The following is a 23,469-nucleotide window of genomic DNA, read 5'->3' as shown; positions in this document are numbered from 1 at the left end:
TTCATGACATAAGACATCCTATAAGCAAGACGCGGGAAAACCCGAATTTTCTCAATGTTTGCGCTAACATATTCTCCAAACCCATGGGACATCACACAACACCGGAGACAAGAATGGAGAATGGCGTACAGCGGGCGCGAGATTCGCTTGCCCAGGAAAGTGCCCGTGGCGGCGTCGCCGCGGCTGGCAGGGCCGACGCGACCAGTTACGCGGGACGCAGCAAGGCGCGGTTCCTGATCGTGCTCATGCTGTTCCTCGTCACGACGGTCAACTACGCCGACCGCGCGACGCTGTCCATCACGGGTTCGTCGATTCAGCACGCGCTCGGCATTTCGCCGGTCGCGATGGGGTACATCTTCTCGTCGTTCGCGTGGGCGTATGTGATCGCGCAAATTCCGGGCGGTTGGCTGCTCGACCGCTTCGGCTCGAAGCGCGTGTACGCTTGCAGCATCTTCTTCTGGTCGGTGCTGACGGCGCTGCAAGGTTTCGTCGCGGGCTTGCCGGTCGCGGCGGCGATCGTCACGCTCTTCGCGCTGCGCTTTCTCGTCGGCGCGGCCGAGGCACCGGCCTTTCCGGGCAATTCCCGCCTGACGGCCACGTGGTTCCCGACGGCCGAACGCGGCACGGCGTCGGCGATCTTCAATTCGTCGCAGTATTTCGCGGCCGTGCTGTTCACGCCGATCATGGGCTGGATCACGCACACTTACGGCTGGCCGTACGTGTTCTTCGCGATGGGCGCGCTGGGTGTCGTGCTCACCGGCGTGTGGCTGAAGACCATCTTTGCGCCGCGCGAACATCCGCTCGCGAACGACGCCGAAGTCCGCTTCATCGCCGATAACGGCGCGATGGTCGACCTCGAAGACAAGCAGCTCGCGAAGGAGCGCCGCGCCGCGAGGGCGGGTTCGAAGGACGGCGTGCATGGCCGCAAGGTCTTCGCGCAACTGCTCAAGAGCCGCATGATGCTCGGCGTGTTCATCGCGCAATACTGCATCACGACGCTCACCTACTTCTTCCTGACCTGGTTCCCGATCTATCTCGTGCAGGAACGCCATATGTCGATCCTGAAGGCGGGCTTCGTCGCATCGATTCCGGCGATCGCGGGTTTTCTCGGCGGCGTGCTTGGCGGCGTCATCTCCGACCGGCTGATGAAGAGCGGCTTCTCGACGTCCACCGCGCGCAAGGTGCCGATCGTCGTCGGCCTGCTGCTGTCCACCTGCATGATCGTGTGCAACTACGTCGATAATCAGTGGCTCGTGGTGGGCATCATGGCCGCGGCGTTCTTCGGCAAGGGCATCGGCGCGCTCGGCTGGGCCGTGGTCTCCGATACCGCGCCGAAGCAGGCGAGCGGGCTGTGCGCGGCGCTCTTCAACACCTTCGGCAATACGGCGGGCATCACGACGCCGATCGTCATCGGCTATCTCGTGCAGGGCACCGGCTCGTTCGCATCGGCGCTCGTGTTCGTGAGCGCGAATGCGCTGATCGCGATCGTCTGCTATCTGTTCGTCGTCGGCAAGATTCAACGCTTCGAACTGGCCGAGTGACGCACACACGACGTCGACTCTCGCCGTACGCGCTTTACATGGAAACCCAGGGCGCCGTCTGATTCTCACGGCGCGCGCCATGTCTCAATCAACAACCGGTACTTCGCTCATGTCTACGACCTCAACTCGCGTCAACGCAACGCCTACCGTCACCGAACTGCGTGTCATCCCCGTTGCGGGGCGTGACAGCATGCTCATGAATCTCTCCGGCGCGCACGGACCGTTCTTCACGCGCAACATCGTGATCCTGAAGGACAGCGCGGGCAATACGGGCGTCGGCGAAGTGCCGGGCGGCGAGAACATCCGCAAGACCATCGACGATGCGCGTGCGCTCGTCGTCGGGCAATCGATCGGCAATCTTCATTCGGTGCTGAATCAGGTCCGCACCAAGTTCGCCGATCGCGACGCGGGCGGACGCGGCCTGCAGACCTTCGATCTGCGCACGACCATTCATGCCGTCACTGCGCTCGAAGCGGCGTTGCTCGATCTGCTCGGCAAGCATCTCGGCGTGCCCGTCGCGGCGTTGCTCGGCGAAGGCCAGCAGCGCGATGAAGTGGAGATGCTCGGCTATCTGTTCTATGTTGGCGATCGCAACAAGACCGACCTGCAATACGCATCCGGCGCGGACGGCAAGGACGACTGGGAACGCCTGCGCACCGAAGTCGCGTTGACCCCCGAAGCGGTGGTGCGTCTTGCCGAAGCCGCGCAGGCGCGTTACGGCTTCAACGATTTCAAGCTGAAGGGCGGCGTGCTCGCGGGCGATGAAGAAATCGAAGCGGTCACCGCGCTCGCCGAGCGCTTCCCCGATGCGCGTGTGACGCTCGATCCGAACGGCGCGTGGTCATTGGCCGAAGCGATCCGCCTGTGCCGCGACAAGCACGATGTGCTCGCCTACGCGGAAGATCCGTGCGGCGCGGAGAACGGCTATTCGGGCCGCGAAGTGATGGCCGAATTCCGCCGCGCGACGGGCCTGCCGACCGCGACCAACATGATCGCCACGGACTGGCGCCAGATGGGTCACGCGATCCAGTTGCAATCGGTCGATATTCCGCTCGCCGACCCGCATTTCTGGACGATGCAGGGTTCGGTGCGCGTCGCGCAGATGTGCAACGACTGGGGCCTCACGTGGGGTTCGCACTCGAACAATCACTTCGATATTTCCCTCGCGATGTTCACGCACGTCGCCGCTGCCGCGCCGGGCAAGATCACCGCGATCGATACGCACTGGATCTGGCAGGACGGCCAGCGTTTGACGCGCGATCCGCTGCAGATCGTCGGCGGCAAGGTGAAGGTGCCGGAAGTGCCGGGTCTCGGCGTCGAGCTGGATATGGATGAAGTCGAGAAGGCGCATGCGCTGTATCAGCAGCACGGCCTCGGCGCGCGCGATGACGGCGTCGCGATGCAGTATCTGATCCCGAACTGGAAGTTCGACAACAAGAAGCCGTGCCTCGTGCGTTGATGCGATAGCGGTCTGCGGCGGGCAGTTGTTGTGGCAACTCGCCCGCGCCGATGGCGATGGCGGTCTCGTTCTTCGCCTCGCGCGGGTCGCCATGGAACTGCTTGCGGGCAGACGCGTCGCATGCCGAATACAATCACGCGAATTGTCTTCTGCATCCATAAAACCATGAGTCACTTTCTTCCCGTGAAGCTGGAGCACGCCAGCCGCCTTATCAACCATGGCCCGACCGTTCTCGTGACGAGCACGCATGGCGGCCGCCGCAACGTGATGGCCGCCGCGTGGTCGATGCCGGTGGAGTTCACGCCGCCGCGCATCGCCGTCGTGATCGACAAGAGCACGTACACGCGCGAGCTCGCCGCCGCGAGCGGCACGTTCGGCATCATCGTGCCGGGCGCCGCGATGATCGATCTCACTTATGCGGTCGGCTCGTCGAGCGGGCGCGACATCGACAAGTTCGAAGCCTTCGGCATCGAGACGGTGCAGGGGCCGGTGCTCGGCCTGCCGCTCATCGAAAAGAACTGCGCCGCGTGGCTCGAATGCCGGTTGATCGACGAGAAACACACCGAAGACGCCTACGACACCTGTTTCGCCGAAGTCGTCGCGGCCGCCGCCGATGCGCGCGTGTTCGCCGACGGCCACTGGATCGTCGACGAGTCGAACCAGCCGCTGCATACGATTCACCATCTGGGCGCGGGCAAGTTCGTGCGCGCGTCGGCGATGGAGCAGGCGAAGCCGCTCGTGCGCTGAGGTTGTCGAGGCTGCGTCGCGTTCCGTCGACCGGAGCGGCGCATGCGCCATTCGATGATGCGGGCGCGCAGGGCATTGAGCCCGTCCACCGGCTCAGCGTGCGGTCTGCGCTGCTGTCGGGGGAGCGGTCGCTGCTGACGGAAGGCCGGGCGGTGGTCCGCTGTCCGCGAGTGCGAATATCGGCATCCCGCTGGGGCAACGGAAAGTCGTGAGGAGATCGCTCGTGAGCGGGTTGGCCACGCTGCCGGGGCTCGCGATATCCAGAACCGCCTTACGGCCGTCGAACTCCAGTGCGACGCGTGTGCGTCCGGGCGTGGCCGTCGGAACGACTTGTCCCTTGCGCAACAACCGCATCAAGGCCCACGGACCATCGACGGCAATCGTCGACGTTTCCTGGCGGATTCTCGGGCTCGCCGTGATCTCCGCATGCACGCCGCCGCGCGGTCCGGGCCATGCGGCGAACAACGGCCGCACCGGGCCATGTTCGTACAGCATGCTTTGACCATCGATATCGATTGCAAGACTCAGGACCGTCGGGTCGAGGTCGGGCACGCGCAGTTCCATCTTCCACGACAACTGCTTACCCTGTTCCCCAAAGAAAACGTTGCGGATATCGCGAGCATGCTCGAAGGGCTCCAGATCCGGGCCATGAACCGGCTCCGTGGCGCCAGGCAGCGTCTTGTAGCGCCACGGCTTGCCGGATACGTCGACGAGCGGCCCGAGATTCTTGGTGAAGAAATCATCGATGACGCCGCCCTGGGCGAACATGCGCGTGAAGTCGTCGATGCTGACATCGCGCTTACTGTCGGGCGAAAAAGGGAAGTTGCCCTCGATCGCAAGGCGGCAGACATCGCCGACGACCGACTGCATCTGACGCGAAAGCAGCTGGCCGATGCCTTCAGCGACCTCGCGCGAGCCTTGTGACGACAAGCCGAGGAGCACTTCGCGAAAGGGCGCGGGCATCGTGTTCGCCGCCATCTTCAACTTCGCCGACGCGTCGCTCGCGGGAGGCAGACTATTGTTCGTGAGCGCATTGTCCGCGACGGTCATCGCCGTGTAGTTCTCGTTGAGCAACGCGCTCACGCCGTCCAGCCCCGTCTTGTTTCCCGGTGTGCCCGGTGTGGACGCGCCGTCCTGGGCGGACGCGTCGCCGGTGACCATTTCCCGTAATGCGGCGAAACGATTGTCGACGAGCTCTCGCTCGATACGTTCCTCCGCCCGGATGCCGAGCGCCTTGTCCGCCTTCTGCGCGAGCTGGTCGCTGGTCTTTTGCAACAGCGAGTCATTGGCGCCGGGATTGCGCGTCAATGTGGTTTCGCGGACGGCCGCTCGTGCGAGACGCGCGAGCGGCGAATCCGGTGCCGCGAATTGCCTCAGGATCTGCAGATTGAACGAAAGGCTCGTGCCGGTCACCGGACGGATATCGGCGAGAAAGGCCTCCCATCGCTGGGCATATTCCGTCAGATACAGCCGACGAATGGCTTCGCTGAGGGAATCGTCGGCACCCGCCGCGGATTTCACGAAGTCAGCTGTTTTTTTTTGATCCGTGTTCGACCAATCCTCGAGATACGACCGCCCCATGACCCACGCGTCGTCGTTGCGGGCGCGCTGGACGAACTCGTGCAGGCGCTTGTCGAACAGGTTGCGATAACCGTCGTAGCTGAAAAGCCCCGCCACGCCGCGCGAAAGCGGTGCGCCGCTCGCCCGCGTAACTACGGTACCGGCCTGTGGACCCACCGCGCGCAGCAGCGTGAACTCGTCCGGCGATTCCGCCGTCATCGCGGCCTTGGCGCGCTCGTAGAGGCGCTGCGTTCCGTTGCTGGTGTCGAGCAGGGCGCGGGCGCGCTGAATCAGCGCGTCATTGCGGATCAGGGGCGATTGCACGATTCGATCGCCGGAGAATAGTTGCTGCACGTGATCGATCATCGACGCGCGGCCGCCGAACACCGACGCGCTGTCGGTTCGGGCCCAATCGTCGAGCACCCATGCCTTGACTTCGCCGGCGTCGAATTTCTCGCGGTCGTACAGCATCAGGTAGACGCGCAGGGCGTTATAGGAGGCTGCGGCGTCTTTATCGGTGATCGCTTGAGAGAGCGCATCCTCGAGGCGATGCACGATATGCGGTAACAGCAAGTTGTTCTCCAGCGCGCGATACGTCGCGTCGCTTGCGTCAACGACCGCGGGCGCCGAATAGAGGCCGAAGCGGAAGCCCGGATCCGGCGCGGAGAGATCGAGTCCCGTCCAGGTGGGCAGATAACGCGCCTCAGTGAGCGCGTCCGGGACGCTCTCCGCTTTCGGCTCACGATAAAGCTGCGTGATCTTCGCGGACAACGCATGGGTCTTGCGCGTGATGGCGTCGAGATAAGCGCTGTTATTGCCGAAGCTCGTGAACAGGCCCACTGCGAGCCATCCGAACAGCAGCAGGGGGAGCGCGTGGCCGACGAGCCGCAGCGCGCGAAACCGGTATTCCCACCGCAGATTCGGCCGCACGAGGTGTGCTTCCCGCAGGATCACCCTGGCGAAGAGCGTATGCAGAAAGTAGCTCTGATTGCCTGCCTCGTGCGTGCGATCTACAAGCTTCTCCGCTGTGATCCGTCGCATCACGGTCAGCGGCTCGGCAACGACGTCCATGCCGCCTTGCATCGCGCTCGTGAAATAGACGCCGCGCAACATCGCGCGTTGCTGCGTGTCGTCGTAGCGCGAGTCGACGAACAGTTCGCCGAGCACATCGCACAGCGGCGCGATGATCGCGGCGAACGCTTCGGGTAGTCTCGCGAGACTGCGTCGGCAGTTCATGTCGTACTCGTCGTCCAGGCGCGTGTTGACGCCGGAGGCCACGCGCGAAGCGAGTGCTCGCAGTTGCTCCTCGCAGAACGTCCGAAGCGCGAGATGCTCGGGCGACGCGCCAGCGGGCAAGGTGACGCCCCATATCTGGGCGCGGGTTTCTTCGGTCAGCGACGCGAAATAGTCCAGAAAGCCCGGCAGACGATCCATCTGCGTGATCATCACGTACACCGGAAAGCGAACACCGAGCGTGCTGCGCAAATCGGCGAGACGTTCGCGAAGCGCGTGCGCTTCGGCGATGCGCGCGGAAGCGTCAGGGGAGGTCAGCGTATCGAGCCGGATGGTCAGCAACGCACCGTTGACGGGTGCGCGCGGACGCCGGCGTCGCAGCAGCGCGAGCAGGCCGAACCACTCATCATTGTCGAGAAGGCGATGATGATCCGTGTCGGAAACGGGAACGCTGCTCTTGCTCGAATTCGGACCGCGGGTCAGCGGTTCCCGGTTCCGGGTGTTTTGATCGCGGGTGTCCTCCGCTGCGTCCGGCAGCGAGTGCAACGACGTGCCCGGGCGAACATAGTAGCCGGCGGTGTCGATCAGAACGGCTTCATTCGCGAGCCACCAATCGACCTGCTGTGTGGCGCCGGGCGCGCTGCCCGCCCGCAAGGTGGAATTGCCCTCGGGGAATGACAGTCCCGAATTGAGCAACGCGCGCGACTTGCCGGAAGACGGGGCGCCCAGCGTGATGTACCACGGCAGTTCATAGAGATAGCGCGTGCCCTGGAACAGGCGAGTGAGCCCCCTCGCACCTGTGCGCATCGATTTCAGTCGCGCCAGTGCGACATTCATGCGCGCCTCGATCTGTCCGATGCGTGCGGCTGCCGGGGATACCGTCTTGCTGTCGAAGCGCAGCGCCTTCTTCAGGAACTGTTCGTCGCTGCGCATCCGCTTCCAGACCCAATGAAGGCCGAAGAGGGCAAACAGGACGATCACCGCGGCGATCAAGCCGACGCGCGCCGCAGGGGAAGCCAATGGCCGTGCCTGACCGATGCTCAGAAGCGGCGCGCCATGCCAGATGGCGAGACATGACAGCACGCCGAACACAATGGCCGTCGACCAGCCGTTCAGCCACAGCAAGACACCGCACAACAATAACGCGATGACCAGCACCCGTATGCCGACGCCCTCCAGAGGCTTCAGTTCATTGAACGCCAGATAGGGGCCGATGAACCATATCGCGAGAGAGAGCAATGCCAGCGCAAGCAGCGCCAGAAACCAGCGCGAAACGAGAAACGACAACTTCTTCATGCTTTGATTCCATTCGACGAAAGTCGAGAGTGGGCTGCGTTCAGGGTGCGATCGAGATTTCGACGCGCCGGTTCCGCGCGCGCCCCTGGACTGTGGCGTTGTCGCCAATAGGGTTGGACGCGCCCTTGCCAATGGCTTCGAGACGACCAGCGGGAACGCCCGCGGCCTGCAACATCTGCATCACTTGCGTGGCGCGCTCTTCAGACAAGCTGTCATTCGATGCGAACTGACGGCTCTTGACGGGCACGTTGTCCGTGTAGCCCGCGACCGTAACCTTGCCGGGCACCTTCGCGATCTCCTGAGCGATCTTCGCGATGAGCGGGCCCATCGTTGTGTTGACCGCGACGCCTCCCGGGGCGAACATCGCATCGCCGCGGAAAATCACGGCGCTGCGCTTCGCATCTTCCTCGACGCTGACCGTGCCGGTAGCGATCTCATTCTTCAAGAGTTCTTTCAAATGCGGGCGGCGCGGTGCCGGGGGCGGCATCATCCGGCCGATATCGACGATCTGTTTCTCGAGGCTTGTCTCAGCGGTCAGCAATTGATACTTGAACCACGCGAACAGCGAAAGCAACGTCACGCCGAGCACGGCGACCGTGATCCACACCGGGAAGTCGTGGAACGTGAGTCGCCGGCCTCGTGCGTCGGACAGCGCATTCGGGGACAGCAGGCCGTGCGAACTGGTCTGGTTCGTGCGGATCTCATGAAAGAGCCGTTCACGAATGGCGTCGCGACTGCGCGTGTCATTGACGTGGTTGCGATAACGGCCCATGAAGCCGAAGCTCAGAACCCGATAGATGACTTCGAGCAAGTCGAGATGCTCGCGCGGCTCGCTCATGAGACGGCCGATCAGCAAATAAACCTTTTCGCCGCCGCGAACATCGTTGTGGAAAGCGACGGCGAGCGTATTCGTGCTCCATTCGCCCCCCGCCTCCTTGCGGCCCCACGGGGTCTCCATTGCCGCTTCGTCGAGGGCCACGCAAAGGGTATATCGAGCGCCCAGGATATGGTCGCGCCTGATCTTCGCTTGCTCGCAGAGGTTGTCGAACACTCGCACCTCCTGCTTGAGCACGTCGAGCAGGTTCGTCGCGGCGTTGTCGTCCAGCGCATCGGGCATGTCGGCGAGTGCGCGCAGCAGCGGGCGGGCGGCCTCCAGCAACGGATTTGCCGCCTGCTGGATTGCGCGAAGACGTTCGGCTTGCGGCTCGCCGACGGGCAGGGATGCCGCCCCACGCTTCTCGTGCCTGGACGCGCTCGCCTGCGGGTCAGGCTCGGCAGCCGTGTCCGTTGCCGCGAAGTTTGTTGAGTCGTCCACCATGTTCATGCTTGATCCGTTTTTTTAGGTTCTCACGCGTGAAGGCGTCTTCTCCAAAAGCGCTTCGCTCACGGTATTGATCGGTGCGTCATTTCAGCCGCGCACACCCCATAGCTCGAGCTTGAGCGATGGAAATTCTCCCGCCACATGCAGCGCGATACCGCCATGATTCGCGACCATGTCCCAAAGTGGACCCGTGCGCGCGAGCTCGTAGTAGATGTATCCGGCATTGAACGGAATCTGCCGCGGCGGCACGGGCAGCACCCGCAGCCCGATGCCGGGAAGATGCGCGCGCACGAGATCCGGCAGGCGCTCGGAAGGCCCTATCTTCGATTGAGCGGCGAAGCGCTCGGCGAGCGCATCCGTGGGCATTTGCGCCGCTACCGCGAGCACGAGAGACGTGAACCCCTGGACGTCGTGCGGATCGACGGATGCGTTGCGCATGCCGTAGCCCGCTTCCTTGAACTCGATGCGCTGTGCCGCGCGGATCAGCACGGCGTTCAGCAGCCATTGAATGTCGTCGATGAGCGGCTTGAGGCAGACGTGCGGCTCGTTGTGCCGGTATGCCGGATGCGAATCCAGCGGCCTTCGCGTCTCAGGGCGAACGTAAGTCGACAGTTCTCCGGCCATTCCCACCAGCAGGGCATACAAGTCGGCGGGAGACGTGCCCGGGACGCGCCGCAAATGCTGAAGCACCGGTTCGTAGCGATTCAGCGTCTGCAGCAGCAGATAATCCGAGACTTCCGCCACCGAGCCCGCCTGACCATCGCCGCCCGTCAGGCGTTTGGCGAGGGACTGCGCGCGCAGGCGCGCCAGCTCATGCACGTTGCCTAGCCATTTGGTCAGCAAGTCGCTTGCGCCGAAACCGGAGACGGGCGGGACCAGCGTTTCGTCGAGTTCGATGCTGCCATCGGCCCGCAATGTCTTCACACGCGTGAGCGGAAGGCCGATCCACGCGTCCGTGAGTTCCTTCTCAGGCAAGAGACGCAGCCGCAAATTCGAAAGCTGCACGGTCTTCTGACCTTGACCGATCGAATTGGCGTCACGCAAGTCGGTTTCAAACACGCTGTACCGAGCAAGCGAGTCAGGCGTGTCGTGGAACGTCGTCTCTTCGCCATTGGGCACGCGCACCGGCACGGCCAGGTGAATGAGTTGATCCAGATGCTCGGCGCGAATCGTCAGCGGCGCGGGCAAGGAGGTTTGTGCTGGCGCATCGAAAGGCGTGCCGTCCGGAAACACGCCGTTCGCGGACTTGGCGATGACCTTGCCCAGCGCGAGCGCTTCGAGATCGATCTCATACCGGGAGAACCCGAAGAAGAACGGCGACAGCGGCGCCGCGCGCTTGTGCGCGAACTGCTCCAGGTAGCGTTCCTGTTGCTGGAAGAGTTGCGGGCGAAGGAAGAGACCTTCGCTCCAGGTGACTTTGTTATGCCAGGTCATGCGGATTGCTCGTCACTTGTTCTTGAGGGCGGGATCGGTGATCTTGATCGCGCTCGCATCGAGGTCGACGACGAGCGTGAGCTTGGGGGCACGGCGATACCACGCGGCTGTCGTGGAAGGCAGTGGCCAGGTGGCTCGCCAGACGGAATTGGGCAGGTCGCGATAGGCCGCAAGCACACCAAGCACGCTGGCGGCCGAGTTCGTGCTGCGCCGGATGGACTTCTGTTCGCCCGGGCGGAGCTGGAATTGATCGCGCTGAACGAGATCGTCGTTCAGAACGGTCTTGTCCTTGTCCTGAAGAGAGTAGAAATCGGCCTGATTGAAGGCGTCGGCGTCCTTGAGTTCATAGACGCGCACCACGATGGGCGCGGCACGCTTTTGATCATCCGGGTTGACGCCGGAGGATGCCACGATGGACATGTCGAGCTTGACCGGCTCACGCTGTGGTTTGCTATCGCTTCCGGCGCACGCGGCGAGCAGAAGCAGAAAGGTCAGCGCGGCGATGCGAGCGGGCGAGCGCATCTTCGAGATCCAGAAACAGGGAAGAAAAAGGGAACCCCGCCGCGACGGCAGGGCTCCGGAGCTAGCCAAAGTATTTAGACCACCTTGTTGGCCTTCACGTCCAGCGTGGCGGTCACCGCGCCGCCACTGCCGCCTTGTGCGTTCTGCACGATGTATTCCTGCTTGACCTTGGAGAACGACAAATGGACCTGCTCGCGCACACCCGTGTCGCTATTGCTTCCTGACGGCTGCACGAGCGTGACGACAACGTCGCTGATCGTTATCTTGAGGAATTCGAGCGGGCTGCCTCCGGCCTTGCGAACCGTCAGCACGGCCTGATCGATGTGCTTGCCTCCGAAGCAGTATGAAACCAGGTTCGGGCTGGACCGGTCGACGAAATGTTCGAATGCCAGATCGGCAACGGAGGCCTTCCCAGCGCCGCCGCCGCTGCCGGAGTGCATCGATGACTGCTGTTCGACGCGCCAACCCCAGCTCAACACTTCGATCTCGCCCTTGTGCGAGGAGTCTTGCGACTCGCCTTCGATGCCATTGATCTTGATGAAGATGTCTTGTGCCACTTGTTAACTCCTTCGTTGTTGAAACACCATTCCAATTCCTGCTTTACTTCACGCCTCACATCCCTGAATGAGCGGTAACCCTGCTGCTTTGGGCCCACCCATCGCGGTCCTGGCGCTCTTCGCCGGCTCGTCGGTCAGGGCGGCCCCGGCGGTTGCCTGGCTATACGAAGGTAAGGCCGTGCGTCCTGCTCAGGCCGCTTCCTTGACCGAAGGCAGGCGCGTCACCAGCCGCAGCGACACCGTCAAGCCCTCGAGCTGGAAGTGCGGACGCAGGAAGAACCTCGCCTGGTAATAGCCAGGGTTTCCTTCGACTTCTTCGACGACCACTTCGGCGGCAGCAAGCGGACGGCTTGCCTTCGTCGCTTCGGTGGAGTTGTTCGGATTGGCATCGACGTAATTCATGATCCAGTCGTTGAGCCACTTCTGCATGTCCTCGCGCTCCTGGAACGAACCGATCTTGTCGCGAACAATGCATTTCAGGTAGTGCGCGAAGCGCGAGCACGCGAAAAGATAGGGCAGGCGAGCGGACAGGTTCGCGTTCGCGGTCGCGTCCGGATCGTAGTACTCGGCGGGCTTCTGGAGCGACTGCGCGCCGATGAACGTGGCATGGTCCGTGTTCTTGCGATGAATCAGCGGAATGAACCCGTTCTTCGAAAGCTCAGCTTCGCGCCGGTCGGAGATTGCGATTTCAGTCGGGCATTTCATGTCCACGCCACCATCGTCCGTCGGGAAGGTATGGCAAGGCAGATTCTCCACCGTGCCGCCCGACTCGACGCCACGAATCAGCGAGCACCAACCGTAGTGCTTGAAAGAACGGTTGATGTTCACGCCCATTGCGTAAGCCGCGTTGGCCCACGCGTAGTTGCGGTGATCGGCGCCGTGAGTTTCTTCCTCGAAGTCGAATTCGTCGACGGGATTGGTCTTGGCGCCATACGGCAGACGGGACAGGAAACGCGGCATGACGAGACCGACATAGCGTGCGTCTTCGGTGCTGCGCAGCGAATTCCAGGGTGCGTACTCTAGGTTCTGAGCGAAGATCTTGGTGAGGTCGCGCGGATTGGCGAGTTCCTGCCACGACTCCATCTGCAGCGCGGACGGCGACGCACCCGAGATGAAAGGCGTATGCGCGGCCGCCGCGACCTTCGCGATAGAACCGAGCAGATCGACGTCGGGCGGCGTGTGATCGAAGTAATAATCTGCGACGAGGCAGCCATACGGCTCACCGCCGAGCTGTCCATACTCTTCCTCATAGATCTGCTTGAAGAGCGGGCTCTGATCCCATGCGATGCCCTTGTAGCGCTTCATCGTGCGGCGCAGGTCATCCTTCGAGACATCCATGAAGCGAATCTTCAGACGCTCATCCGTTTCGGTGTTCGACACGAGATGGTGCAGACCGCGCCACGCCGATTCCAGCTTCTGGAAGTCCGCATGGTGAAGGATCAAGTTGATCTGCTCCGAAAGCTTGTTATCGATCTGCGCGATGATCGCCTCGATGCTCTTGTAGGCATCGTCGCTCATGGTCATCGATTGCCGCAACGCCTGCTCTGCGAGCGTCTGCACCGCCTGTTCGACGGCCTCACGCGCATGTTCGGTCTTGGTGCGGAATTCCTGCGCGAGGAGATGGGTAAATTCGGAGTGCGTCGTAGTCTGAGCGGCCTTGAGCTGTGCCTGATTGACTGCCATGGGTTTCCTCATTCTTGATTCGGTCGCGGCGTGGCGCCGCAGGGCGCGAGCGCTGCCGGTGTCGATTAGTGCGTGGACGGTTCCGAGACGTCCGATTCGGCCTTCTTCGGCTTCGGCTCCGACGCCAGCGATTTGAGCAGCGCGGGATCGGCAAGCATCTGGCTGACGAGCGCCTCTGCGCCCGATTTGCCATCCATGTAGGTCTGCAGATTGGCCAGCTGAGTGCGTGCCTCGAGCAACTGGCGCAGCGAATCGACCTTGCTGGCGATTGCCGCGGGCGCGAAGTCGTCGATGCTTTCGAAGGTCATGTCGACCATCAGTTGGCCTTCTCCGGTCAGCGTGTTGGGGACTGCGAACGCGACGCGCGGTCTGATCGCCTTCATGCGGTCATCGAAATTATCGATGTCGATATCGAGGAAGCGGCGGTCGGCCACGGGGGGCAGAGGCTCCACTGGCTTTCCGGAGAGATCGGCGAGCACGCCCATCACGAACGGAAGCTCGATCTTTTTCTGCGAGCCGTACACCTCGACGTCGTACTCGATCTGCACGCGCGGGGCGCGGTTGCGCGCAATGAACTTCTGCGAACTGTTGGACTGGGACATGCGTGACTCCGTGCTCTCTAAAGTTGAAGCGACTTGACAGGTTTATTGAGTGGCTTCTTCGGCGAACCGCGTGTCCGTACACGTCGCTTCCGACGCGTGAAGGACGATCGCGGAGCGCGGCGTTGCGGCCGAATCGGCAATGCCGATGTCGATCCGGCTCAGCGCGCGTTTTGCGGCGATTGCATCGAGCCACAGCGCGGAAAGCCTTGGCAGAACGTGTTGCTCGATGAAACCGATCAGGACGCGGGCGCCGGTTTCCTGCACCAGACAGCGGCCGACGATGTAATCGACGAGCGCGTCACCGTACGCGACGGCAATGCCGTGACTCCCGGACATGCGCTGCGCCACGCGCTCGAGATGCAGGCGCACGATGCTCGCGAGTGACGCATCCGCCAGAGGGCGATACGGCACGAGGGTGACCCGCCCGAGGAATGCTGCGGGGAATGTTTTGAGCAGCTCGGACGCCAGCGCTTCGCGAAGTCCATCCTGATCGGGCATGAGCGCGGCGTCGGCGCACAGGCTCGCCGTCAGCTCGGAGCCTGCGTTGCTCGTCAACAGAATGGTCGTGTGGCGGAAGTCGATATATCGGCCGTCACCGTCTTCCATATATCCCTTGTCGAATACCTGGAAGAACATCTCGTGCACGTCGCGATGCGCTTTCTCTATTTCGTCCAGCAGCACGACGGAGTAAGGCCGCCGACGTACCGCCTCAGTGAGTACGCCGCCCTCGCCATAGCCGACATAGCCCGGCGGCGCGCCCTTCAACCCGGAGACCGTGTGCGCTTCCTGATACTCGCTCATGTTGATGGTGATCAGGTTCTGCTCGCCGCCATACAGTGCCTCGGCCAGTGCGAGCGCGGTTTCGGTCTTTCCCACGCCTGAAGGACCCGCAAGCAGGAACACACCGAGCGGTTTCCCCGGATCCGAGAGCCCGGCACGTGCTGTCTGGACGCGCTCACAGATCGAGGAGAGCGCGTCGGTTTGTCCGATCACGCGGCGAGCGAGCGTCTCGGGCAGCGTGCGGACGGCGGAGATTTCATCGGTGACCATGCGGCCGACGGGGATTCCGGTCCAGTCGGAGACGATGCCCGCGACGACGGCTTCATCGACTTCCGGAAAAACCATTGGCGTCTCGCCTTGCAGATCGCGTAAGGAACGCTCCAGTTCGCGCAACGAGAAGAGGGAGGGGCGCGGTTCGCGTTTCTCATCGCCGCCATCCGGCGCGGCATGGCCGGGCTCCGCAGCCAACGCGGCCTCACGTGCGCTTGCGAGCGACTGCGCGGCCGCAGCCTGTGCACTCCAGTGCGCGTCGAGAGCGTGTTCCTCGGCGAGCAGCGCATCGATGTATGCCTGCGCGCGAGGCAGGTCACCATCTCCGATGCCGATGCGGGCCTCCTGCTCCAGCAGGTCATATTCGACGCGCGCCGCCTGCAGACGCTGGCGCACATCCTGCAATTCGCGCGGCGGCGCATGTTGAGACAGCGCAACGCGCGCGCACGCGGTGTCCAGCAGACTGATCGCCTTGTCAGGCAGTTGCCGTGAAGGAATGAAGCGATGCGACAGCCTGACGGCTGCGCGGACAGCCTCGTCGCGCACGATCACGCGGTGATGCCGCGAAAATGCCTGAGCGAGTCCGCGAACCATGTCGATTGCAGCGGCCTCGCTAGGCTCAGCGACCTGCATGACCTGGAAGCGGCGCGTCAGCGCGGGATCCTTTTCGATATGGCGCTTGTACTCCGACCACGTCGTTGCGCCAATGACGCGAACCGTGCCGCGCGCCAGTGCGGGTTTGAGGAGGTTGGCGGCATCGCCGGTTCCGGCTTGCCCGCCCGCTCCGACGAGCGTATGAATCTCGTCGACAAAGAGGATGACTGGCACCGTGGCTTTCGTCGCAGCTTCCAGCACGCTCTTGAGGCGCGCCTCGAATTCGCCCTTCATGCTCGCACCGGCAAGCAGGGCGCCGACGTCGAGCGTCATGAGGCGAACGTCGGCCAGCGCGGCGGGAACGTTGCCATTCGCCAGTGCGAGCGCCAGCCCTTCCACCACAGCGGTCTTGCCGACACCGGCTTCTCCGGTGAGCAGCGGATTGTTCTGGCGCCGGCGCAACAGAACATCGATGAGGGACCGAATCTCCTGCTCGCGGCCCGTCACGGCGTCGATTTCGCCTGCGCGTGCCTGAGCCGTCAGGTCCGCGCAATATTGATCGAGCACGCTTTTGCTGGATGCCACCACCGCGTGGGATGCTTCGCCCGGCACCGCGGGCGCGAAGTCGCTGCCGTCGTAGGGCGCGTCGTCGGTTTCCGGCGAGCCGCTGACCCATGCCGGCAGAATGTCGTGAAGCGTTTCGACCGGAATGCGGGCGAACAAGGGGGAAATAGACAGGAGCACCCGCCGCAGCTCAGGTGTGCAAACCAATGCGGCGACGAGCCACGCACCGCGAATCCGGCGGTCGCCGAACGCTAGCGAGGACAGGACCCAGGCGCGCTCGATCGCGGCTTCGACGTGATGGGAGAAGTCGCTGATCGAGCTCGCGCCAGAGGGCAGCGCCAGCAGCGCACGTCCGATATCGCGCTCGAGCGCCGCGATGTCGATGTCCGCATGACGCAGGATCCGGGGCAGATCGCTGTCGCCCGATTGCATGAGCTGATGCAGCCAATGCACGAGTTCTACATATGGATTGCCGCGCAGCTTGCAGAAGGCGGTTGCGGACTCGACGCTGCGAAAGAGCGTCGATCCGAGCTTACCGAATAGTGCGTGGCGAGAAATCATTTGGAGATGCCGACCTGAGTTACGCGAGAGCGGTGATCGTCGTGATAACGACGTCATAAAAACCTTTGCCAGAGTGATTCAAGCGGATATGAATTACGCTTTTGATGGCGCATTTCAATCTGGCGCCTTTCTGCGAATTATTGAATCGAGAATTTGCGGGTGTCAACGTCTCTACGATATATGCTCGTCATCAAATATAAATGACTGAAGGCAATTATGTGCTCGATCGCCTGCTCTAGTGCTCTGAAAAATAATGATAATAGCTCACCCGAGATAAATTATTGAAGCTCCGTAAGTAACTGAAGAAGCGAGATTTTAGATGTAATTCCATCCAACAATGGGATTTATCTGAAGTTTCCCGGTAGGGTTGCGAAGATTAATTCGATATTGTTCCAAAAATAATCCAATCAAACTGCTTTTCTGCAGCTAATTAACGATGGACAAAGCGCTATCAACTATGCGTTAATTGCTCCGTATTGATTTGCGAGAAGTTTTCCCGAGTTTTGTATTGATGCAGAAGTCCAATCTCGTGGACTTCCGAACCAGGCATGGCCATGAAAGAGCGGATGGAGCCGGTTGGGCTTGTTCCTGCGGAAAGCCGCACTGCATTGGACGATGATTTGAATTTCGAGGATTTGGAATTCGCGTCCCTTTTGCACGATGGCGCGGTGCTCAAGGCACGTCTGCGTGGTGGTGCAACGGTCGCACGCGCGCCCGCGTTCGTAGACGGCAGCTCGGGAGATACCCTCAGCGTCCTTGCCGCAAGCTGTTACGCTGCCCTCGAGAACGCGCGCATTCTGCCGGCGCACAGTTGGGACTTTCCACAGACCAGTGCTGCACAGTCGATCGCCGCGTCAGAGACGCATGCGCCTGACCCGGATCCGGAGGGCCATGTGCCGATCAGTGAATGGCTCGGCGCTGTCGAAACGATCGAGGAGGCTTTCGGGCCACTCGTAGACATCAACGACGCAATGGCGGCTCCTCGCGCCGTCCCGGACATTCTCGAAGTTTTTGCGCCCGGGCAATACCAAGTGAGCGATGCGGAGGGGAGTGCATGCAGCGCGCCCCAACTGGCGCGTCGCGATCACCATACGCTCGCGATCGATAGCCCGATGCAACAAACGAACAGCGAAGCCAGGCATCTCGAACAATATGTTTCGGATAACAAATGATGGAACAAATCGTGATGAGCCATGTCCCGCATGGCGCCAGTGTCTCGCCTTCACAGGCGATCGCGGAGACGGAAGCGCGAATCCGCGCCGAACCGGCGGTCGCGGCGCATCGTTGGGCGCTCTTTCAGTGGCTTTGCATCACGCAGCAATGGGATCGGGCGATCCGACAACTGCAGGCCTTCGCGCAACTGGACGAGGCACAAGGCAAGATCGCGCACGTCTATCGCGATCTCGTGCGCGCTGAACGTGTTCGTGCCAAGGTCATGTCGGGAGCGCAGGAACCGGGTTTTGTCTTTGACGACAATCCCGCCTGGATGCACGGCTTGCATGCCGCGCTCGGTCTCGCAGCCAGCGGCGATCTGGAAGCAGCGGATGCCGCCCGGGAAAGCGCACTCGACGCGGCCCCGCTGATCTGCGGGGCGAGCCGGCTCGGTTCCTTCGACTGGATCGGCGACAGCGACAGCAGGCTCGGGCCGGTCTGCGAATTCATCGCCGCCGGTCGCTACAGGTGGCTTCCAATAGCCGATATCGCGGCCTGGCGCATCACGCGCCCCGGCTCACTCGTCGATCTGATCTGGGCGCCCGGCACGCTGACGCTCGTCGACGGTACGGAGCTCAATGGCTTCCTGCCCGCGCGATATCCGGACACGCCGGCGCTTGAGCAGACCGAGCGCGAGGCCCTGCTGCTGGGCCGGCGCACGGTCTGGCGCGATGCCGGCCGCACCGGCGTGTTCGCGTCGGGGTGCAAAACCTGGGCGACGAGCGCAGGAGACTTCGGCGTGTTCGATCTCGTGGAGTGCACATTCGGTGATACGGCGCGTGCGGGCGAGAGCGCTCGCGCCGGTGCCGGCAGTGGGCTCGCGCAATGACCAGGCGGAAGCAGGGAAGCGGCTCACCGGGCGTGCCGCGCAGGGCGGAGGCGTATTTGTTGCCTACGCTCATCGATCGTCTGCGTGACGATGCACCCTACCGGCAGACCGAAGCGCCGGAGGAATACGCAATGACACGCGCGCAGATACGCGACATCATTCAACGTGACCTGGCCTATCTGCTCAACGCGGCGAATCTCGAGGATCAGATCGACCGCGAGCGATATCCCCTCGCCGCCGCGTCTACCGTGAATTTTGGCGTGCCGGCGCTTGCCGGAGCGTTCATGGCTTCGCGCGAGTGGGCGCATATCGAAGCGATCGTCAAACAGGCCATCAAGGATTTCGAGCCACGCCTGATTGCGGACTCGCTATCCATCGTTCCCCTGCAGGACAAAGCGAAGCTGGGCAGACATGCCCACCTGACATTCGAAATCCGCGGACTGATCCGCATGGACCCGTATCCGCTCGAGTTCCTCGTGCAGAGCACGCTGGACCTGGAAACGAGCCGCCTGCACGCCACGTCCCAGCGTGCCTGAGTCATCTTCATTCGTTAATAAAAGTATTCATGGATCCGCGCCTGCTCCACTACTACAACCAGGAGTTGCTCTACCTGCGCGAGAGCGGCAGCGAATTTGCGCGAGCGCATCCGAAGATCGCGCGGCGTCTCGGCATGCAGGCCGAGGAAATGACCGACCGCTACGTCGAGCGGTTGATCGAGTCGTTCTGTTTCATGGCCGCGCGCGTGCAGATCAAGCTCGATGCGGAGTTTCCGCGCTTCACGCAGCGTTTGCTCGAGGTCGTATATCCGAACTACGTCGCGCCTACGCCGTCGATGGCCGTTGCGCGTTTTTTTCCCGGCACGAGTGAAGGCACGCTCGCCGAAGGCCTCCGCATCGCGCGTGGAACGCCCTTCAAGACCCATGTGCCGCGCGGCGAACGCACGGCGTGTACGTTTCGCACGAGCCAGGACGTCGTGCTCTATCCGCTGGAGATCGTCGGGGCGCGCCTTACGGGTGTTCCGCCCGACATTCCCGCCCTCGAGCGTTATGTGCCCGCGCATGCACACGTGCGCGGTGCGCTGCGGCTGCGCGTGCGGACCACGGGTGGCACTCGCATCTCGCAGCTTCAGGGACTGGACCGGTTGCCCATCTACCTGGCTGGCGACGAGCAGGTCGCGTCGAATCTCTTCGAGCTCCTGCATGCGGGAAGCGTAGCGTCGATCATCGGCGAACCGGGCGCGTTCGGTGAGCCGGAACGGCGCTTCGCCGCGGTCAGCGCGCAAGCAGTCGTGCACGAAGGGCTCGGTGTCGACCAGGGCATGCTGCCGCTCGTGTGGTCGAAGTTTCATGGACACAACCTGCTTCACGAGTATTTCGCCTGTCCGAGCCGATTCTATTTCTTTACGCTCACGGGCTTGAGTGAAGGGCTGAAGAAGGCGCGCGGCAACGAGGCGGAAATCGTGGTGTTGCTGGACCGGTCGACAGATCGTCTCGCGGGCCTCATCGATGCCTCGCGTTTTGCGCTGTTCTGCACGCCGGTCATCAATCTCTTTCCGCAGAAGCTCGATCGCGTCGAACTGTCGAACAACGAGTCGGAGTTTCATCTGGTGCCGAAGCGAGCTGCACCGCTGGACTACGAAGTCTTTTCGGTGGAGACGCTGCACGGTCAGGTGACGGAAAATCCGGCCAGGATCGAATTCCGTCCGCTTTATCAGACGCTCAACGAGGACGAAGGCAATCATGGGCGGTACTTTTCGCTGCGTCGCGAGCGCCGGCTGTTGTCGGACTCGGCGCGTCGCTATGGATCGCGCACGCCTTATATCGGCACCGAGACGTTCGTGTCGCTGGTCGACCAGCAGGAAGCGCCGTATCGGGAGAGCATGCGCTATCTGTCGGTCGACGCGTGGCTCACCAATCGCGACTTGCCGAGCCTCGTGCCACGCAACGGTGTCGACGATTTCGAAAGGGTGCAATCGGCTCCCATCGCGAGCATCGGCCTGATTCGCGCGCCTAGCGCGCCGCGACCGCCTTATGCGGACGGCGAGGTGGCATGGCGCCTCATCCGGCAGCTCAACTTCAACTACCTGCCGATGGAGGACATCGATCATCGCCCGGGCGGTCAGGGACTTCGCGACATGCTCAGGCTCTTCCTGAACGCCGAAGACACCGAGCATCAGCGTCAGATCGAGAGCCTGGTCGGCGTCAAGACGCATCCCGTCACGAGGAAGCTGCCCGGCGGTGGGCCGCTCGTTTTCGGTCGTGGCATCGAATGCCAGTTGACCGTCGACGAAACAGGATTCTCTGGTGTGAGTCCGTACCTCTTCGGCCTGATTCTCGAGCATTACCTGGCGCGTCATGTGTCGATCAACTCTTTCACACAGACCGAATTGCATTCGATGCAGCGCGGCCGCGTGATGCGGTGGCCCGTGCGCATGGGCACGCGCGGAGTGGCCTGATGGAACGTCTGCCTGTCGCATCGTTGCTGCGCGATTCGGGGCTCTCTCCGGAGACGATCGCGCGTCTTGAGGCTGAGCCGTGGCGTTATGGCTTCCTGCCGCTCATGCGCCGCATCGGCGCGAACGCGTCGCTCGATCCGATCGGCACGGCGCGGCGCCCGGGCGCGGAGCCGTTTCGTCTCGGCCAGCAACCGAGCCTGACGTTCGCGCCGCGCGAAATCGCGAGCGTGGGCGCGCTTGACGGGCGTCTGCAGGTTCGCCTGTTCGGACTCGGCATGCTTGGGCCCAACGGGCCGTTGCCGCTTCACGTGACCGAAATCGCGCGCGAGCGCCAGGAGTCGCGGCGCGACAGGACGCTCGTCGATTTCCTCGACGTCTTTCACCATCGCTATCTGACGCTGCTGTACCGGGCGTGGTCATCCGCGCAGGCGGCGGCGGGGCTCGACCGGTCCGATGACGAGCAGTTCTCGTTCTATGTGGCGAGCATCACCGGACAGGACCCGAGTGAAATAAGAAGTCGCGCCCTCCCGGCGCACGCGCAACTGGCCGCCGCGGCGAACCTCGTGCGCGAGGTGCGCGATCCCGATGGCCTTCGCATGACGCTCGAGCGTTACTTCGGCGTGCCGGTGAGCATCGAGGAATACGTGTTTCACTGGATCGAAGTCGCGCCCGAGGAGCATACCCATCTCGGGCGGGCGGACCCTGCCGCGACGATGGGCGTCGGCGCATTGCTGGGCGAGCAGGTTCCGGACAGGCAATACCGGTTTCGCATCGTCATCGGTCCCATCGAGCTGGATCGGTATCTGCGCTTTACGCCGCGTGGCGAGGATTTGCCCATGCTCGTCGATTGGGTGCGCAGCTTCGTCGGGTACGAGTTCGAGTGGGAACTCGAACTACGCATCCTGTCCGAAAGCGCGCCTGCCGCAAAAATTGGTGGACCGCAGCAGTTGGGCTGGTCGGGGTGGCTGGGATGCTCTTCGGACGGTCAGCCAGTCACGGGCATGCGTTTCGATCCGGAGCGATATGTCGATCAGTTCGCACGGCGCGCACGCGAGCGCGACACCTCGCATGCCGGCAGAGGAAAGGGATGAACAGGAAGAGCAACACGCGTATGGCGCAACAACAGGCTGTGCCAAGCCGCCTGACCAACGATAGTCCAACGCACGACTGGCTGGCCGCGATCAATCCAGATTCGCCCTGCGGAGTCGATCTCGAATACGACCCGGAATTCGTCGTTCTGACGGCACAGGTCGCGGCGAAGATGGACGTGCAGTACGGCGATTTCGTCGGCAGCGCGGAGCCGATCAACTGGAGCGATGTCGACCGCGATTGTCGCCGGATGATGATGCGCAGCAAGGACATCCGCATCGCCGTCCTGTTCGCGCGTTGCCGCACCCGCCTTGCCGGCGCGGCGGGTCTGGCCGAAGGGCTGCGGCTCCTCGCGTCCTGGCTCGGTGCGTTTCCGGACGCCATTCATCCGCAGCCGGGCGTCGACGAGGACCGCGACGCCGCGCTTGAGATTCGCATGAACGCGTTGCAGGCGCTGACCGACACCGAAGGCCTGCTGTCCGATGTGCGGGAAATTGCGCTTGTACGCACCGGCGCCGCGCGGCTGCAGGTGCGCGATGTCGAGCGTGCCTTTGCGCAGCCGCGTGCGAGCGACGCGCTCACGGTCGAATCCGTGACGCGGCAACTCGAAGATCTGCGCGCGCAGCAGCCGGCGGTTCTCGCTGGTTTCGACGCCTCACTCGCGAGTCTCGACGAAATCGATGCGTGGAATCAGCAGCATCTGGGCGTCTATACGGCGGACCTTTCGGTGCTTGGCCGCGTATTGCGTCGTGTGACCGGAGCGAAAGGGCCGGCGAAGCAGCAGGCGTCGGCATTGCCCATGGACGATACGTCCGGCAGCGGGCCAGCCGCCGAGGACGAGCCAATGCATACCGGCGCCCCCGGTCTTGATGACCTGCCGATCGAGCTTCCGGCACCGACGCCATGCGGCAGCGCACGCCCGCAAGGACGCGACCACGCGCTCAACCTCATACGCACGGCACGCTTGTGGTTCGAGGAGCATGAACCGAGCAGCCCGATTCCGCTTTTGCTGCGGCGTTCGGAAAGCCTGGTGGGCAAAGTGTATGCAGAGATCGTCGGAGCCATTCCCGTCGACCTGATCGAGAAATGGAGCAGTGAGGCGAACGACGCGCCCTGAATCAGGCGTGCGCGCAATGGAATAAATCATTGGGAGCGAGTTT

At 62.8% G+C, this 23,469-nt stretch carries 17 protein-coding genes; 9 read left to right on the top strand and 8 right to left on the bottom strand.

What is annotated here, in order from left to right:
* Positions 1–113: 113 nt before the first annotated feature.
* The 3 genes from AWB78_RS22710 (at position 114) to AWB78_RS22700 (ending at position 3,747) form a co-directional block, all read left to right on the top strand.
* Positions 114–1,541: an MFS transporter gene (locus tag AWB78_RS22710; RefSeq protein ID WP_082883399.1), complete on the top strand. Its 1,428-nt coding sequence runs from the start codon at positions 114–116 to the stop codon at positions 1,539–1,541.
* Positions 1,542–1,650: 109 nt separating this feature from the next.
* Positions 1,651–3,000 (top strand): glucarate dehydratase, encoded by a 1,350-nt coding sequence (gene gudD / locus AWB78_RS22705; RefSeq protein WP_062608230.1) that lies wholly within the window; start codon positions 1,651–1,653, stop codon positions 2,998–3,000.
* Positions 3,001–3,165: 165 nt separating this feature from the next.
* Positions 3,166–3,747: a flavin reductase family protein gene (locus AWB78_RS22700; RefSeq protein ID WP_062608229.1), complete on the top strand. Its 582-nt coding sequence runs from the start codon at positions 3,166–3,168 to the stop codon at positions 3,745–3,747.
* A 93-nt stretch (positions 3,748–3,840) separates the two neighbouring features.
* Here the strand turns inward: AWB78_RS22700 and tssM are convergent, their stop codons facing one another.
* From tssM to tssH, 8 genes are all read right to left on the bottom strand, one after another.
* A complete protein-coding gene (gene tssM / locus AWB78_RS22695) occupies positions 3,841–7,836 on the bottom strand; it encodes a type VI secretion system membrane subunit TssM (RefSeq protein ID WP_062608228.1) in 3,996 nt (1,331 codons plus the stop codon).
* 40 nt (positions 7,837–7,876) lie between these two features.
* A complete protein-coding gene (gene tssL / locus AWB78_RS22690) occupies positions 7,877–9,160 on the bottom strand; it encodes a type VI secretion system protein TssL, long form (RefSeq protein WP_232477793.1) in 1,284 nt (427 codons plus the stop codon).
* 84 nt (positions 9,161–9,244) lie between these two features.
* Positions 9,245–10,591, bottom strand: coding sequence for a type VI secretion system baseplate subunit TssK (tssK, locus tag AWB78_RS22685; RefSeq protein WP_062608227.1), 1,347 nt, complete (start codon positions 10,589–10,591; stop codon positions 9,245–9,247).
* Between the two features lie 12 nt (positions 10,592–10,603).
* A complete protein-coding gene (gene tssJ, locus AWB78_RS22680; protein ID WP_062608226.1) occupies positions 10,604–11,113 on the bottom strand; it encodes a type VI secretion system lipoprotein TssJ in 510 nt (169 codons plus the stop codon).
* Positions 11,114–11,187: 74 nt separating this feature from the next.
* Entirely contained in the window at positions 11,188–11,670 is a 483-nt protein-coding gene (locus AWB78_RS22675) for an Hcp family type VI secretion system effector (protein ID WP_062608225.1), read from the bottom strand.
* Between the two features lie 189 nt (positions 11,671–11,859).
* Positions 11,860–13,353 carry a type VI secretion system contractile sheath large subunit gene (tssC, locus tag AWB78_RS22670; protein ID WP_062608224.1) on the bottom strand — a complete coding sequence of 498 codons (1,494 nt, stop codon included), beginning with the start codon at positions 13,351–13,353 and terminating at the stop codon, positions 11,860–11,862.
* Between the two features lie 65 nt (positions 13,354–13,418).
* Positions 13,419–13,955: a type VI secretion system contractile sheath small subunit gene (tssB, locus tag AWB78_RS22665; RefSeq protein WP_062608223.1), complete on the bottom strand. Its 537-nt coding sequence runs from the start codon at positions 13,953–13,955 to the stop codon at positions 13,419–13,421.
* Positions 13,956–13,997: 42 nt separating this feature from the next.
* Positions 13,998–16,724, bottom strand: coding sequence for a type VI secretion system ATPase TssH (gene tssH / locus AWB78_RS22660; protein ID WP_062608222.1), 2,727 nt, complete (start codon positions 16,722–16,724; stop codon positions 13,998–14,000).
* Positions 16,725–17,272: 548 nt separating this feature from the next.
* Between tssH and AWB78_RS22655 the strand changes: the two genes are divergently transcribed.
* From AWB78_RS22655 to AWB78_RS22630, 6 genes are read left to right on the top strand one after another with little or no spacing between them, the layout of a single operon-like run.
* Positions 17,273–17,896, top strand: coding sequence for a TagK domain-containing protein (locus tag AWB78_RS22655; RefSeq protein WP_062608221.1), 624 nt, complete (start codon positions 17,273–17,275; stop codon positions 17,894–17,896).
* The gene (locus AWB78_RS22650) at positions 17,896–18,765 is read left to right on the top strand and encodes a type VI secretion system accessory protein TagJ (RefSeq protein WP_232477792.1); all 870 of its coding nucleotides are present in this window, start codon (positions 17,896–17,898) and stop codon (positions 18,763–18,765) included. Before AWB78_RS22655 ends, AWB78_RS22650 begins: the two co-directional genes overlap by 1 nt.
* Positions 18,762–19,301, top strand: a complete 540-nt coding sequence (tssE, locus tag AWB78_RS22645; RefSeq protein WP_062608219.1) for a type VI secretion system baseplate subunit TssE — start codon at positions 18,762–18,764, stop codon at positions 19,299–19,301. Before AWB78_RS22650 ends, tssE begins: the two co-directional genes overlap by 4 nt.
* A 29-nt stretch (positions 19,302–19,330) precedes the next feature.
* Entirely contained in the window at positions 19,331–21,220 is a 1,890-nt protein-coding gene (gene tssF, locus AWB78_RS22640) for a type VI secretion system baseplate subunit TssF (RefSeq protein ID WP_062608218.1), read from the top strand.
* Positions 21,220–22,311 (top strand): type VI secretion system baseplate subunit TssG, encoded by a 1,092-nt coding sequence (gene tssG / locus AWB78_RS22635; protein WP_062608217.1) that lies wholly within the window; start codon positions 21,220–21,222, stop codon positions 22,309–22,311. The genes tssF and tssG overlap by 1 nt, the downstream gene beginning before the upstream one ends.
* Positions 22,308–23,426: a type VI secretion system protein TssA gene (locus AWB78_RS22630; RefSeq protein WP_082883398.1), complete on the top strand. Its 1,119-nt coding sequence runs from the start codon at positions 22,308–22,310 to the stop codon at positions 23,424–23,426. Before tssG ends, AWB78_RS22630 begins: the two co-directional genes overlap by 4 nt.
* The last annotated feature ends 43 nt before the right edge of the window (positions 23,427–23,469 follow it).

Origin of the sequence: Caballeronia calidae, assembly GCF_900044055.2 — a bacterium.
Lineage (GTDB): Bacteria > Pseudomonadota > Gammaproteobacteria > Burkholderiales > Burkholderiaceae > Caballeronia > Caballeronia calidae.
Note: the sequence above shows the minus strand (reverse complement) of the source record. Positions and strands in the feature narration are given on the sequence as shown.